This is a genomic window from Spongiimicrobium salis (assembly GCF_043678055.1).
GTDB classification, from domain to species: Bacteria; Bacteroidota; Bacteroidia; order Flavobacteriales; family Flavobacteriaceae; genus Spongiimicrobium; species Spongiimicrobium salis.
Genome location: NZ_JBHEQA010000002.1, coordinates 1,010,733 through 1,023,258, shown reverse-complemented (window position 1 = coordinate 1,023,258; position 12,526 = coordinate 1,010,733). Strand labels below are relative to the sequence as shown.

The window sequence follows — 12,526 nt, the reverse complement described above, 5'->3', positions numbered from 1 at the left end:
AAAGAAATTAGTAAAAGGTCTCAATGGTAGTATTGATAACGGGAAGTAGCAATTGCTCCGTTTTGGGTGTTATAGCTAACTCTTTTAGCGCATTCAATTGATGAAGATTATGCACATCGGACGCCACATAGTCTATCAAACCCTCATTCAATAATTTATGGGCCACTTTTTGGACTTCTTTTCCGTAGAAATCCCCGAGTGATAATAAGTTCATTTGAAAGGAGATGCCTTTGTTTTTATACCGTTGATATCTAGACAGATGTCCATGAAAGAAAGTATAACGTTCAGGATGTGCCAAAATGGGATAGAAGCGTTTAGCCGCTATTTTGATAATAGCTTCCTTAAAATTCAAGGAAGGTTGTAAATACGACATTTCTACGAGTAAAAACTCCTTTCTTAAGGGCAGTACTTCTCCATCGCTTAATAATTTTTCAAAATCGACGTCAATCATGTGTTCCGCAGAGGCCTCTATAGCAATATCCTTAATATTGTGCTTTAAAAGCTCACTCTGTACCAAGTTCAGTGCTTTATGGATGGTTTCTGAAGTATTGGGATAAAGATCACCCATAATATGTGGTGTTGCCACAAAATTGCGAATCCCTATTTCGACAAAGCCTTTTATCAAGGCAATTGCTTCATCTGTTGTTTTGGCACCATCATCTATTCCTGGAAGAATATGATTATGGATATCTACCAGGTTTTCTAAAGAATCGACCAGAAATTTTTTCTTACTGAAAAAATGAAACATACCTTATTTTATTTCAACAAAAATGGATACATCCATATAACGTATTGATACATATATTAGTGTAAAGCAGATGTTTAGAGGTTTTAAGACGGCATTTTTTTGACGTATTTTGTGACAATAACAATATGTTGCCCATCTACTTTACCTTCAATATATTCCGCATTATTGTGATCTAAAGACACGCGTCTTACAGCCGTTCCCCGTTTTGCAACCATACTGGAACCTTTAACGGGAAGATCTTTAATAAGCACAACACTGTCTCCTGCATTGATAATGGCCCCATTACTATCTTTATGGATAATCTTATCCTCAATAGCTTCACCTTCCCCAGTAGCCTTTGCCCATTCCAAAGCATCCTCTTCCAAATAGAGCATATCCAATAAATCCTGTGGCCATCCTAAATGCCGCAAACGAGACAACATGCGCCAGGCAACTACTTGTACCGCAAGTTGCTCGCTCCACATACTCTCATTCAAACAGCGCCAATGGTTTTCTTCAGTAGTATCCGGATTCTCGATCTGAGAAATACAAGTGCCACACCCAACTATGCTGTCAGATAAGGAGCCTGTTCTAGCAGGCAATACCTGATAAACTCCCAAATCCTCTTGGTTTCCACAAAGCTCACAGCTATTATTGCTTCTCTTTTGTAGTTCTCTATCAATACTCATAGGGATATTTTGCGCGTAAAAGTACATCAATTCCCGATAGGATTTTAAATTTAAGTTGAACAAAGATGCTTCAAAAACCCATGGTGTTTAGTAAACAATTAATTTTAGGAGCGTTTAGCTTAGGAGTTAAATGAATTTTAGGAGATGGTGTAGTGCCGGATTTTCGTTATAACCTTTCCAAACCGCAAATAATGCTGTTTTTTGTGCTACTTCGGTTAATTCAATGTATTTAATGGCATAGTTATGATTGTCTCTTAAGGAATTCGGAATAAGGGCGATACCCATGCCATTCTCTACTAATCTAAAGATAGTGGGACCATGTATGGACTGATGTTGTACGCGGGGACTAAAGCCATAAGAGGCACAGAGATTTAAAATTTGCTGATAGTAGAGCTGACTTTGGTTATTGGGAAATAAGATAAACGGCGCATTGGCGAATTGCCCGATATTTTTGAAGTTTTTTTGATTTACGGGATGATTTTTCGGCAGTACCAAAGTAAAATTTTCACGGTATACTTCTTTGATATTGAAATCTGAAGTCACCTGATTGGATCGCATAAAACCAATATCTACATGCCCTTCCTTTAGTCCTAGAAGTTGCTCGGAATTTGTGAGTTCCCGTAATTGTAACTGAATGCCTGGATGTGTCTTCCCCAATGCTATAAGGATGGGAGGTAGATAGGCTTGCATGGCCGAACCCACAAAACCAATTGTAATTTGTCCAGAATGCCCCTTCATCACAGATTCCCAACGCACCATGGACTGCTCAAACTGCTGCAGAATAGGTTTAACTTCCTTCAAAAATAGACTACCCGCCCTGTTTAATACCACTTTCCTATTGGAGCGATCAAATAGTTTGGTTCCAAGCATGCTTTCCATATGATGGATCTGTTGACTTAAGGCGGATTGGGAAATACCTAAATCTTCGGCAGCTTTACGATAGTGTAACGTCTTGGTAAGCGCCACAAAAAACCGCAATTGTCGTAATTCTAATTGATTTGTTTTACTTATCATTTGTTCATTAATATGAATTGATTGTGATCAAAAATACAATTAATTTTGTCATATGAACTATGATCCCTTATACTTCCGTAGTGAAGAAATAGGATATAAAATACAGCAAGTGATGGGTATTACAGATTTAAAAGTGGTTATGGATGCCATATTCCAACCTTATAAAAATAGGGTCCCGAATGTAAACAAAGTAAGCGATGCAATGATTGCAGAAGGGATTATTGCCCATGAAATGGAAATTAACAATGATCATATTGCCTTTAGAACCTTAGGAGTTCCACATTTGGGATTGGCGTCATTGGAAAAAATCTTCTTACACTATGGCTACGAGAAACGCGATGCGTATTCCTTTGAGGAAAAGAAACTCAATGCCCATTGGTATGCACCACCGGAAGAACGCTATCCTAGAATTTTTATCAGCGAGCTTCGAGTGGAGGATTTTTCGGAACGCACTCAGGGCATTGTCAAGAAATATACCCGGAATATTAAGGCCGACCCTGTGGATCAATTGGACTTTTCGAAGCCCGAGGAAGTGGGTGCTTTTTTCCATAAACCCCTTTGGGAACTTCCCACGAAAGCAGATTATATGGCTTTACTGAAAGAAAGTGAATATGCCGCATGGGTCATTTACAATCGGTACTACCTGAATCATTATACGATTAGTGTACACGATTTACCGAAGGAGTATAATACTTTGGAGCAGTTTAATACTTTTTTGGAAACTATTGGCCTTGTCCTAAATACTTCGGGAGGAAAAATAAAGACAAGTCCTGATGGACTCTTAAAACAGAGTAGTAGTGTTGCAGAGATGGTGGAGGCAGAATTTGCCCAAGGGGAAAAAATGAAGATTGCCGGGAGTTATGTTGAATTTGCAGAACGTTTACCCCTTCTGCAGTACAAGGATTTACCTCGGGAAACTATTCAGAGAAAACATCGCAGAGATGGTTTTGAATCGGGCAATGCCGATAAAATATTTGAAAGTACGTATAGCGAGCAAACGCAAAACGTATGATGGCATTGTACTACGATATTTTTTAATAATTTTAGCTCCTAAACAAGAAGGATATGATTATTGAAAGGCTGAAGGAATTGGGGTATGCATACGAACCCGCTCCTCTGGAAGTATTGGATTTTCACCAGGCGGTAAGAACCGGAAATTTAATTTATACCTCAGGGCAGGTTTCCAACCATTCCCAAACGCCGATCAAGGGAAAAGTAGGGGAAGATGTGGCTTTGGAAACGGCGTACAAAGCCGCCGAAATATGTGCCTTTAATTGCCTTAAAGCAGTTGGAGCCATTGCAGATATCAATGATATTGTTAAAGTGGTGAAAGTGTTGGGGATGGTGAATGTAGGGAAAGATTTCAACAATACCTCAGGGGTAATCAATGGAGCTACCCATTTTTTCAACAGCTTGTTTCCAGGAGGAAGTCATGCCCGTTCGGCAGTTGGAATGGTGATTCCCGGAAATTGGGCAGTAGAAATTGAAATTGTCGTGGAAATGAAACCCGCATCCTAGTCACCCTGCTTAATTTTTTTACGACTGCTTTCATGGAAGTTCGTATTGAACAAAGCCGCTAGGCCATAGGATACGAGATAGACAAGAAGGGCAAAACTGAAGTTCATAGGATTTTATGTGATTTAAAAAACGGTTCTTTTCCCTAGAAACAAAATTCAAAATTTGCACTCGGATAAAAACTGATATATATCATTTTAATACGTATTTGTTTCTTCTAGTTTTGAAGAAACAATAGTATAATATGACCGTAGAAATTCAGTATGTACGTATGAAAACCAGTGAATCGTTAAATGGGATTGTTCGTGCAAAATTAGAGAAGCTTAATAAAAGATATCAATGGTTGATACGCGCTAAAGTACGTTTTAAACAAGCTAATGATTCTGAAGGATTGGGAAAAATTTGCGAAATAGAATTAAGCGCTCCCGGGCCAAGACTATTTGCGATGACCACTTCGGACAATTTTGAGAAGGCCCTCGTGGGAACCTTGGATGGATTGGAACAGCAATTGCGCAAGCGGAAAGAGGTATTTCAACGAAAGTCTTGACTCGCATTGGTCATGTAGGCTTTTTAGGAGAGGAAAATAGCAATTGTAGCCTTCCCAGTAAAATCAATTCAGCTTTGTTTTTTCCTGAAAAAGAGGCAGCGATGGCGTTTGCAGTATCCAAGATTAGGATTTTCTTATGAACTGAAAATTTTTGGGGATGTGCCAAGTAAAACTCCTCAAATTCTTTGAGGCAAGAAGAAGAATCCTTTTCTTTTTCCATAAGCCAATCAAATACGATTTCTATTTGATAGATGGCACTTTCTCCAAAATCGTCTTTGCTTGCATCGATATCGAGCCAGTATTGCCGAATAAACGTGCGCAATTTTTCGATCTCTTTGGGATGAACACGCCTGTCTGCCATAGCCATTGCATAAAATAGTTTCCCAAGATTTTCGTAAAACTCTTGATCTAATTTTTGTGAACTCAATTGCATAATAAAGGGTTTTCGATGCTATCAAAACTAATGTATAATACCATACTTAAATATGATTAAAATCAGCTCAATAGCGTAATTTTGGAATATGAGGGTATTTCAAAAAAACAGCCATATTTTCAATCTCCTATCGGAAGGGATTTCGGAAGGTGTTATCGTTGTTAACGAAAGGCAGCAGATCGTAGGGGTCAACTCTTCAGCAGAGGAGATGTTTGGTTATGGGAAAGAAGAATTATGGAACAAGCCTTTACATGTTCTCATTCCTTCACAATATCATCATGCCCATGGAAACCATTTTGAACATTTTATAAAGAAGAAAGCGAAACGCCAAATGGCGAAAGGGCAGGATTTGTATGGTATCAGAAAGGAAGGGGAAGAATTTCCTGTGGAGGTAGGGCTAAACCCCTTTGAGATTTCAGGATCCACATATATCATGGCCTTGATCATGGATATTACAGAGCGGAAGCGGACAGAGCAAGAATTGAAACACTGGGCAAAGATTTTCGATGAATCGTTAAACGAAATCTTTATTTTTGATGTAAGTACGTTTAAGTTTTTAAACGCGAATATAGGAGCCCAACAGAATATTGGGTATACTGTATCTGAGTTACGAGAACTTACCCCAATAGCGATTAAACCCAATTTTTCCCTGACGGAATTTAAGACTCTGGTACAACCGCTATTGGATGGGGCTCGTGAAAAAATTGTATTCGATACTATTCATAGGCGTAAAGATGGTACAACCTACCCTGTAGAGGTTCATCTGCAATTGTCCACTTCTGGGAATACCAAGGTATTTTTTGCTATTATTTTGGACATCACGGAAAGGCGTAATTATATGACACGCTTGGAAGAAACCGTAAAAAAGCGTACGGAACAATTGCGATTGGCTTTGACCAAAGAAAAAGAATTGAATGAACTTAAGACCCGGTTTTTATCTTTGGTTTCCCACGAATTTAAAACCCCTTTGAGCAGTATACTTACCTCTACAGCCCTGTTATCCAAATATAAAACTACCGAACAACAGGAAAAACGCAATAAACATATTGCCACTATTCAGAATAAGGTAAAGTATCTGGATAATATCTTAAATGATTTTTTATCGGTAGAACGTTTAGAATCGGGTAAGGTAAATTATAAAGCTACCTTTTTCCCTTTGAGCAAAGTAGTTAACGAGGTGATCTATGATGCAAATATGTTACTGAAATCGGGACAGCATATCCTGTATCCTGAAAATATTGATGACCTTAACTTATATTTTGATGAGAAGATTTTGGAACTGATTTTAACAAACCTCATTAATAATGCCATAAAATATTCCCCGGAAAACACCAATATTGCCATACAGGTAGAACGAAAAGAGGAAACACTGGATCTTCATATCATGGATCAAGGGATGGGGATTCCCAAAGAAGACCAGAAGTATATTTTCAATCGTTATTTCAGGGCAGAGAATGCTCTTTTAAACCAGGGAACGGGTATTGGATTAAATATCGTGAAGCAACATCTTGAAAATTTAGACGGGGAGATTTCTTTTCAAAGTGAGGTAGATAAAGGATCTACATTTAGCATAAGCATTCCTTTGGGTCATAAAAAGCATTTATCATGAAAAAAATACTCCTAATTGAAGACGATACGGTTTTAAGGGAAAATACGGCAGAATTGTTAGAGTTAAACAATTACGAACTCTTAACCGCATCTAATGGAAAAATCGGAATTGCACAGGCCAAAGAACATCTTCCTGATATTGTAATCTGCGATATTATGATGCCTGTACTAGATGGTTATACAGTGCTTGAAACCCTATCTACCAATGAACTCACCAAACATATCCCCTTTATATTTCTCTCTGCCAAAACCGAGCATAAGGAAATTAGGAAGGGCATGAACCTTGGTGCCGATGATTATCTTACAAAACCTTTTGAAGAAGAAGATTTGGTAAGTGCCATTGAAAGTCGCTTGGCCAAAGCCGAAATTTTGGCTCAGGGGCAGGATAAGGAAGGAGAAACCCAGGCACAGGATAGCGTTCAGATGCATACGCTCCATGAGCTTAAAAATTTCTTTGATGACAATGGAAAAACCTATAGGTTTAAAAAGGGAGAAGTGATTTATGCAGAGGGAACACATTCCAATAGAATTTATTTGATTATTAAAGGCGTTGTAAAATGTCATAAGATGGATGCCGATGGTAAAGAGTTGATTACTTCATTGCATCGCGCGGATGACTTTTTAGGCTTTAGTTCTTTTATGGGGAATAACCCACATCAAGAGAATGCCTCAGCGGTAGAGGAGGTGGAACTTGCCGGAATATCCAAAATTGAGCTCAAAGAAATTTTGGCGAAGCACCAAGACATTTCTATAGAGCTATTGGAATTGTTGACAGAAAACATATCGGAAATCAAAGCGCAATTGCTTCAAATGGCCTATAGTTCTGTGCGAAAAAAGACCGCCCAAACCTTACTTCAATTTGCTGAAATCCTGAATCGAAGAACCGAAGACCCTATTAAGATATCCAGGAGTGATTTGGCCAGTGTTGCCGGTATTGCCACGGAGAGTCTTATACGCACATTATCTGATTTCAAAAAAGAAGGGTTGATTGCCGTGGAAGGTAGAAATATACGCATCGTAGCCCTTGAAGCCCTTCGTTATATAAATTAAGGGAAAAGGAAAATGATTTTTATCATAGGGTGGCTACGGGCCAAAGCATACATTTGTTTTGAGCAGTACCTGATAGGCATTGAAAGATAAAGCATAACGGCAAATGGGTTGAGGTCCTTGTAAAGTGAAATAGTTTTCAATTGTTGAAGAGGTGTAGAAACTAGTTTCATGAAAAATATTTTATTTCCTACCGATTTTTCCAAAAATTCTTGGAATGCCCTTGTGTATGCCATGGCGTTTTTTAAAAATACCCCATGCAAGTTTTATGTCCTACACGTGACCAACGCACCAGACATTGGCCTTAACGGATTTAGCCTTGTAACAGGCACGGAAGCTAAGGAAAATGATGTTATTCCTCCCTTTGAACAGCATCTGAATGATTTTTTAATTCGAATAAAAAGAACTTCCAAAAATACAAAGCATCGGTTTTATTCCATTTTGGATTTCGGAACCTTTATAGAAGCACTAAAAAGACATGTAAAGGAGAAGCAGATCAACACCATTGTAATGGGCACCAAAGGCGCCAGTGGTATTAAAAAAATCATTGTAGGAAGTAATACCGGGGATGTCATTACGAAGGTACATTGTAATACACTCATCATACCCCAGCAGGCGCAGTACAGATTGCCCAAAGAAATTATTTTCCCAACGGACTATACGATTTTTTATTCGTTTAAAGTGTTGGATACACTTGCTACATTGGTAAGAAAGAACAATGCCCGTTTACACGTAATACACGTTGCTAAAGAAAGTAAAGTGTGGAATTCGGAACAAAAACATAACTACACCTATCTTAAGGACTTTCTTAAGGAGGAATTTCTAGGTTCTCATGAATTTCATTTGCCTATGGGGGCAAAAATTGCCACGGCCATAGAGCAATTTGCTTTAGACCATAAAGCAGATATGATTGTGATGGTAGCCAAGAACCTGAATTTTTTACAACAGACTTTGTTTAACTCTACGATAGAACAACTGAGTTTTCAGATCACCACTCCTTTTTATGTCATTCATGGGTAGTTGGTGATTATGGGAGTATCCTGATATTTATCATAGTTTATATGTAGGCGCTAAAATACCTTTATCACCATGAAAAACGACTAGTGATGAAGAATATATTATTGCCCACGGATTTCTCGGATAATGCATGGAATGCTATTTTTTATGCCCTTAAACTATTTGGGAAAGTACCCTGTCATTTTTACATTCTCAATGCTTACGATCCAAATCCTACCAATAGTTTAGGGTCTAAAACTTCTGTACGTGTAGGGATGCTTTTAAAGTCGATGGCGGAGTCCTCCGTTCAGGAAATGAAGAAAATTGAACGCTATTTTGAGGAGCATTACGGCAATGAAATGCATGCCATAGATTATATTTCAGCAAGGGGAAACTTGGTAGAAGTTGTAAAGAACACCCAACGCAAACAACGTATAGATACCATCATTATGGGCACCCAAGGTGCAACCGGAGCTAAACAAATTTTTTTGGGGAGTACTACGGTTCAACTTATGAAATCTGTTCGTAATTGTCCTCTTATTGCCGTACCGGAAAAGTATAATTTTCAAGGATTGAAACAGATCGTATTCCCAACTGACTTTACTCATTTTTATGAACGCTACGAGTTGGAACCCCTATTGGATATGATTTCATTATGGGACGCGGCATTGCATGTTTTTTATATCGCACAGGAATTTTCCTTAAGTGAGGCCCAAAAATTAAATAAGAAAATGCTGGAAGAGCGCTTTAAGGGGATAAATTTTAAATACCATGAGGTAGCCTTAAAGGACAATATTTCTAGAGGAATACATCAGTTTGCCAAAACGCAAAATGCAGAAATGGTGGCCCTAATGCATTACAAGCACACTTTTATGGAAAAACTCACCCAGGAAGCCGTAGTTAAAAATGTAGGCTTTCATACCGAAGTCCCGCTATTGGTTATGCCCAATATGGTTTTTTAGATGACAACGTACCGCAATAGACGACATTAAGCAAATAAAAAATGAAAAGAATACTCTTGCTCACAGATTTTTCGGAGAATGCCCTCAATGCCATTCAGTATGCAAAATCCGTATTCAAAAACAGTACGGTTACTTTTTACCTATGTAACGCTTATGAACGATTTGAAATGGGATCTCAAAATAAAGACATTGCACAAAACAGGCTAATGCAGCTTGTAGCGAAGCTGCAAAAAGAAGAAGGGAATTCAAAGCATTGTTTTGAAGCGGTTCCTATGGTCGATGAATTGATTTCGGCAACGAAAAAGGTTATAGTGGCTAAAGAAATCGATTATCTTGTTATGGGAACAAAAGGTTCCTCGGCAGTCCGGGAAATTTTCATGGGCAGCAATGCGGTAAGAGCCCTGCAACAAATAGATCTTTGCCCTATGATTTTTGTTCCTGAAGACTATCGCCCTTTGGAAAAGGATCATATTTTGATCGCTACCGATTTTTCGAACTTTCATGAGCGCTCGGAATTGTTGCCTGTTATTGATATCGCAGAAACAGAAAAAACCAAATTAACTGTAGTCCATGTGCTGCGAAATGAAACCTTGACAGGCTATCAAAAAACCTTAAAAGGACTGCTGGAAAAAAGATTGCAAAAGGTACCCTATACCATGGAAGAAGTGCGTTCTTCCGATCCTTTACCCAAGCTAATAGATCGGTTTATAACAGAGCGGAAAATTTCCTTATTGGCCATGATTTATCGTCGTCAGCATTTTTTTGAGAGCATGTGGAAATCCCAGGTGGTAAAAAAACTCGTGTTCCGCATTAAAGTCCCTTTCCTGGTTTTACCAGAATCGGCCTAATAAAAATAGATACCCTTAAATTCTTTGATCATGAAACATATCCTGATTCCAACTGATTTTTCCGATAATGCATGGAACGCTATGGTATATGGCTTAAGGCTGTTTAAAGAAGTGCCTTGTACATTTTATGTGATGTATATCAGTACCATTTCCACCTATTCCGGAGAAGAAACTATCCTTATGGGAAGTAGGGATGTTATGCTGCAAGCAAGTACCAAGCGACTACAGGATCTTATCGCCGTTTTAACGGCACAATATTTCAATCCAAAACACACTTTTGTTCCGGTCGCGGCACATGATTTTTTTGTAGAAGCCATTCAAAAAAAGCAGCAAAAACACCATATAAGTCTCATTATCATGGGAACCAAGGGTGCTACGGGCTTAAAAAAAGCTACTATAGGGAGCAATACCGCAAATGTGATCACGAAAGTGAAATGCCCCATATTGGTGGTCCCGGAAAAAGCCTCCTTTACAGGATTGGTGTCTATTGCTTTTCCTACGGACTACATCCTAAACTATGAAACTGAAGTGTTGGACACTCTTATGGAGTTAATTGAATTACATGGATCTTCTTTGCAAATAATGCATATGTCAAAAGAACCCAGTGCACTATCGCCTGCTGCTAAAAGAAACAAAGAATTTCTTCATCAACACTTTACAGAAATACCCCATGAATTTCGTGAAATTCATGGCAATCGATTGGAAGTTGTTTTGCATTCTTTTTGTGAAAAACAGCATACTTCCATGATTGCCATGGTAGCCAAAAACCTCAATTTTTTACAACGTCTGTTGTTTAGGCCTACTGTAGAAAAAATAAGTTATCATACCAAAATTCCATTTCTGGTACTTCACGAATGATAGGTTATCTTTTTTTGATCAACTAAAGGAGTTGATGATATTGACCAGTTCATTTTTTTGAACAACTCCCGACTGTCTCCATAGTTGTTTTCCGTTTTTGAACAACAACATCGTAGGTACACCTCTAACCTGATAGGTATTGGCAAGGGGTTGATTTTTATCGACATCAATTTTAACCACCTTAACACGATCTCCCAATTCGTCTTTTACTTCCTTTAAAATGGGGGATAACATTTTGCAAGGTCCGCACCAATCTGCATAAAAGTCAATTAAAACTGGAGTTTCTGACGCAATTATAGTAGAAAAGCTTCCTTTCATCTGTTCTATTTTTTACAAAGATACAGCAAGAAAAATGATATTTCTTAAACTGATGGATATCATAGTTAGGGAAAATAGGCCTGCTTACTTTTGAATGCCAACCTAAAGTATTGTAGCATGAAAAAGATACTCTTACCTACCGATTTTTCTGAAAATGCAAGGAATGCCATAGCTTATGCACAACACCTATTTAAGGACGAAACCGTTACCTTCTATCTATTGCATAGTTATACCCCACCGATCTATCATACGGAATATGTTTTGCACAGCCCTTCTCAAATTGGCTTGGACGATTTTTATCAAACCAATGCTGCCATGCGCCTAGAAACCTTAAAGGATACGTTACAAAAGGAGTTTAATAATCCTAGGCATACGTTTGTCTGTCGCGCTGCCTTTAATACGGTCCTACACGAAATTAGGGCGGTGGTACAGCATGAGGATATTGATGGTATTGTCATGGGCACAAAAGGTGCTACTGCGGCAAGGGAAATTTTATTTGGAAGTACTACGGTGCACGTCATTAAAAAATCGGATTGCCCCGTATTGGCCATACCCAAGGGTTTTACTTATGAAAAACCTATGGAAATTCTATTTCCAACGGATTACGAGATCGACTATACCAAAGAGCAGTTCAATATGTTACTTCAATTGATTCAACTACATAAATCAAGAATCCATGTGTTACATGTCTCTTCCCAAGGTCTTACGGACATGCAATGGGGGAATAAGGCTAACCTAAAGAAAGTCTTGGGAAAGGGAACACATTTATGTCATGATGTACCCGACAATGACCTCTTATCGGCAATCAACAATTTTCAATGGGAACATAAAATGAACCTACTGGTCATGGTCAGAAATAAACACAATTTTTTTGAACGCCTTTTTTTAGGTTCCGTAATCAAGAAAATTGGACTTCATGTCAATATTCCGTTTCTGGTATTTCCTTTCGAAAAAAAATAAAAAT

The 12,526-nt window shown here is 38.3% G+C and carries 15 protein-coding genes; 10 read left to right on the top strand and 5 right to left on the bottom strand.

Going from position 1 to position 12,526, the window contains the following annotated elements; genetic code table 11:
* Positions 1-7: 7 nt before the first annotated feature.
* From ACEXOE_RS13730 to ACEXOE_RS13720, 3 genes are all read right to left on the bottom strand, one after another.
* A complete protein-coding gene (locus ACEXOE_RS13730; RefSeq protein ID WP_394749384.1) occupies positions 8-748 on the bottom strand; it encodes a tyrosine-protein phosphatase in 741 nt (246 codons plus the stop codon).
* A gap of 83 nt (positions 749-831) precedes the next feature.
* Complete coding sequence (locus ACEXOE_RS13725) at positions 832-1,416, bottom strand: PhnA domain-containing protein (RefSeq protein WP_394749383.1); 585 nt, start codon at positions 1,414-1,416, stop codon at positions 832-834.
* Positions 1,417-1,542: 126 nt separating this feature from the next.
* On the bottom strand, positions 1,543-2,430 hold the full coding sequence (locus ACEXOE_RS13720; RefSeq protein ID WP_394749382.1) for a LysR substrate-binding domain-containing protein: 888 nt from the start codon (positions 2,428-2,430) through the stop codon (positions 1,543-1,545).
* A 52-nt stretch (positions 2,431-2,482) separates the two neighbouring features.
* On the opposite strand from ACEXOE_RS13720, the gene ACEXOE_RS13715 reads away from it, so the two are divergent.
* From ACEXOE_RS13715 to ACEXOE_RS13705, 3 genes are all read left to right on the top strand, one after another.
* A complete protein-coding gene (locus ACEXOE_RS13715; RefSeq protein WP_394749381.1) occupies positions 2,483-3,442 on the top strand; it encodes a DUF1338 domain-containing protein in 960 nt (319 codons plus the stop codon).
* Positions 3,443-3,495: 53 nt separating this feature from the next.
* Positions 3,496-3,948: a RidA family protein gene (locus tag ACEXOE_RS13710; protein ID WP_394749380.1), complete on the top strand. Its 453-nt coding sequence runs from the start codon at positions 3,496-3,498 to the stop codon at positions 3,946-3,948.
* 241 nt (positions 3,949-4,189) lie between these two features.
* The gene (locus ACEXOE_RS13705; protein ID WP_394749379.1) at positions 4,190-4,492 is read left to right on the top strand and encodes an HPF/RaiA family ribosome-associated protein; all 303 of its coding nucleotides are present in this window, start codon (positions 4,190-4,192) and stop codon (positions 4,490-4,492) included.
* Between the two features lie 10 nt (positions 4,493-4,502).
* Here ACEXOE_RS13705 and ACEXOE_RS13700 read toward each other — a convergent pair whose 3' ends face one another.
* Complete coding sequence (locus ACEXOE_RS13700) at positions 4,503-4,925, bottom strand: hypothetical protein (protein WP_394749378.1); 423 nt, start codon at positions 4,923-4,925, stop codon at positions 4,503-4,505.
* 88 nt (positions 4,926-5,013) lie between these two features.
* Here ACEXOE_RS13700 and ACEXOE_RS13695 point away from each other — a divergent pair, with 88 nt between their 5' ends.
* The 6 genes from ACEXOE_RS13695 to ACEXOE_RS13670 all read left to right on the top strand — a co-directional run bounded on the left by ACEXOE_RS13695 (position 5,014) and on the right by ACEXOE_RS13670 (position 11,244).
* Positions 5,014-6,534: a sensor histidine kinase gene (locus ACEXOE_RS13695; RefSeq protein ID WP_394749377.1), complete on the top strand. Its 1,521-nt coding sequence runs from the start codon at positions 5,014-5,016 to the stop codon at positions 6,532-6,534.
* Positions 6,531-7,583 carry a response regulator gene (locus ACEXOE_RS13690; protein WP_394749376.1) on the top strand — a complete coding sequence of 351 codons (1,053 nt, stop codon included), beginning with the start codon at positions 6,531-6,533 and terminating at the stop codon, positions 7,581-7,583. The genes ACEXOE_RS13695 and ACEXOE_RS13690 overlap by 4 nt, the downstream gene beginning before the upstream one ends.
* A gap of 168 nt (positions 7,584-7,751) precedes the next feature.
* On the top strand, positions 7,752-8,600 hold the full coding sequence (locus ACEXOE_RS13685) for a universal stress protein (protein WP_394749375.1): 849 nt from the start codon (positions 7,752-7,754) through the stop codon (positions 8,598-8,600).
* 86 nt (positions 8,601-8,686) lie between these two features.
* Entirely contained in the window at positions 8,687-9,538 is an 852-nt protein-coding gene (locus ACEXOE_RS13680; RefSeq protein ID WP_394749374.1) for a universal stress protein, read from the top strand.
* Positions 9,539-9,579: 41 nt separating this feature from the next.
* Positions 9,580-10,386 carry a universal stress protein gene (locus ACEXOE_RS13675; protein WP_394749373.1) on the top strand — a complete coding sequence of 269 codons (807 nt, stop codon included), beginning with the start codon at positions 9,580-9,582 and terminating at the stop codon, positions 10,384-10,386.
* Positions 10,387-10,416: 30 nt separating this feature from the next.
* Entirely contained in the window at positions 10,417-11,244 is an 828-nt protein-coding gene (locus ACEXOE_RS13670) for a universal stress protein (protein ID WP_394749372.1), read from the top strand.
* Between the two features lie 18 nt (positions 11,245-11,262).
* Here the strand turns inward: ACEXOE_RS13670 and trxA are convergent, their stop codons facing one another.
* Entirely contained in the window at positions 11,263-11,562 is a 300-nt protein-coding gene (trxA, locus tag ACEXOE_RS13665) for a thioredoxin (RefSeq protein WP_394749371.1), read from the bottom strand.
* 117 nt (positions 11,563-11,679) lie between these two features.
* Here trxA and ACEXOE_RS13660 point away from each other — a divergent pair, with 117 nt between their 5' ends.
* On the top strand, positions 11,680-12,522 hold the full coding sequence (locus ACEXOE_RS13660; protein WP_394749370.1) for a universal stress protein: 843 nt from the start codon (positions 11,680-11,682) through the stop codon (positions 12,520-12,522).
* Positions 12,523-12,526: the final 4 nt, after the last annotated feature.

What these genes read in the sequence shown, in the direction of transcription:
- ACEXOE_RS13730 (WP_394749384.1), bottom strand. Translation starts at nt 748, where the DNA reads ATGTTTCATTTTTTCAGTAAGAAAAAATTTCTGGTCGATTCTTTAGAA.
- ACEXOE_RS13725 (WP_394749383.1), bottom strand. Translation starts at nt 1,416, where the DNA reads ATGAGTATTGATAGAGAACTACAAAAGAGAAGCAATAATAGCTGTGAG.
- ACEXOE_RS13720 (WP_394749382.1), bottom strand. Translation starts at nt 2,430, where the DNA reads ATGATAAGTAAAACAAATCAATTAGAATTACGACAATTGCGGTTTTTT.
- ACEXOE_RS13715 (WP_394749381.1), top strand. Translation starts at nt 2,483, where the DNA reads ATGAACTATGATCCCTTATACTTCCGTAGTGAAGAAATAGGATATAAA.
- ACEXOE_RS13710 (WP_394749380.1), top strand. Translation starts at nt 3,496, where the DNA reads ATGATTATTGAAAGGCTGAAGGAATTGGGGTATGCATACGAACCCGCT.
- ACEXOE_RS13705 (WP_394749379.1), top strand. Translation starts at nt 4,190, where the DNA reads ATGACCGTAGAAATTCAGTATGTACGTATGAAAACCAGTGAATCGTTA.
- ACEXOE_RS13700 (WP_394749378.1), bottom strand. Translation starts at nt 4,925, where the DNA reads ATGCAATTGAGTTCACAAAAATTAGATCAAGAGTTTTACGAAAATCTT.
- ACEXOE_RS13695 (WP_394749377.1), top strand. Translation starts at nt 5,014, where the DNA reads ATGAGGGTATTTCAAAAAAACAGCCATATTTTCAATCTCCTATCGGAA.
- ACEXOE_RS13690 (WP_394749376.1), top strand. Translation starts at nt 6,531, where the DNA reads ATGAAAAAAATACTCCTAATTGAAGACGATACGGTTTTAAGGGAAAAT.
- ACEXOE_RS13685 (WP_394749375.1), top strand. Translation starts at nt 7,752, where the DNA reads ATGAAAAATATTTTATTTCCTACCGATTTTTCCAAAAATTCTTGGAAT.
- ACEXOE_RS13680 (WP_394749374.1), top strand. Translation starts at nt 8,687, where the DNA reads ATGAAGAATATATTATTGCCCACGGATTTCTCGGATAATGCATGGAAT.
- ACEXOE_RS13675 (WP_394749373.1), top strand. Translation starts at nt 9,580, where the DNA reads ATGAAAAGAATACTCTTGCTCACAGATTTTTCGGAGAATGCCCTCAAT.
- ACEXOE_RS13670 (WP_394749372.1), top strand. Translation starts at nt 10,417, where the DNA reads ATGAAACATATCCTGATTCCAACTGATTTTTCCGATAATGCATGGAAC.
- trxA (WP_394749371.1), bottom strand. Translation starts at nt 11,562, where the DNA reads ATGAAAGGAAGCTTTTCTACTATAATTGCGTCAGAAACTCCAGTTTTA.
- ACEXOE_RS13660 (WP_394749370.1), top strand. Translation starts at nt 11,680, where the DNA reads ATGAAAAAGATACTCTTACCTACCGATTTTTCTGAAAATGCAAGGAAT.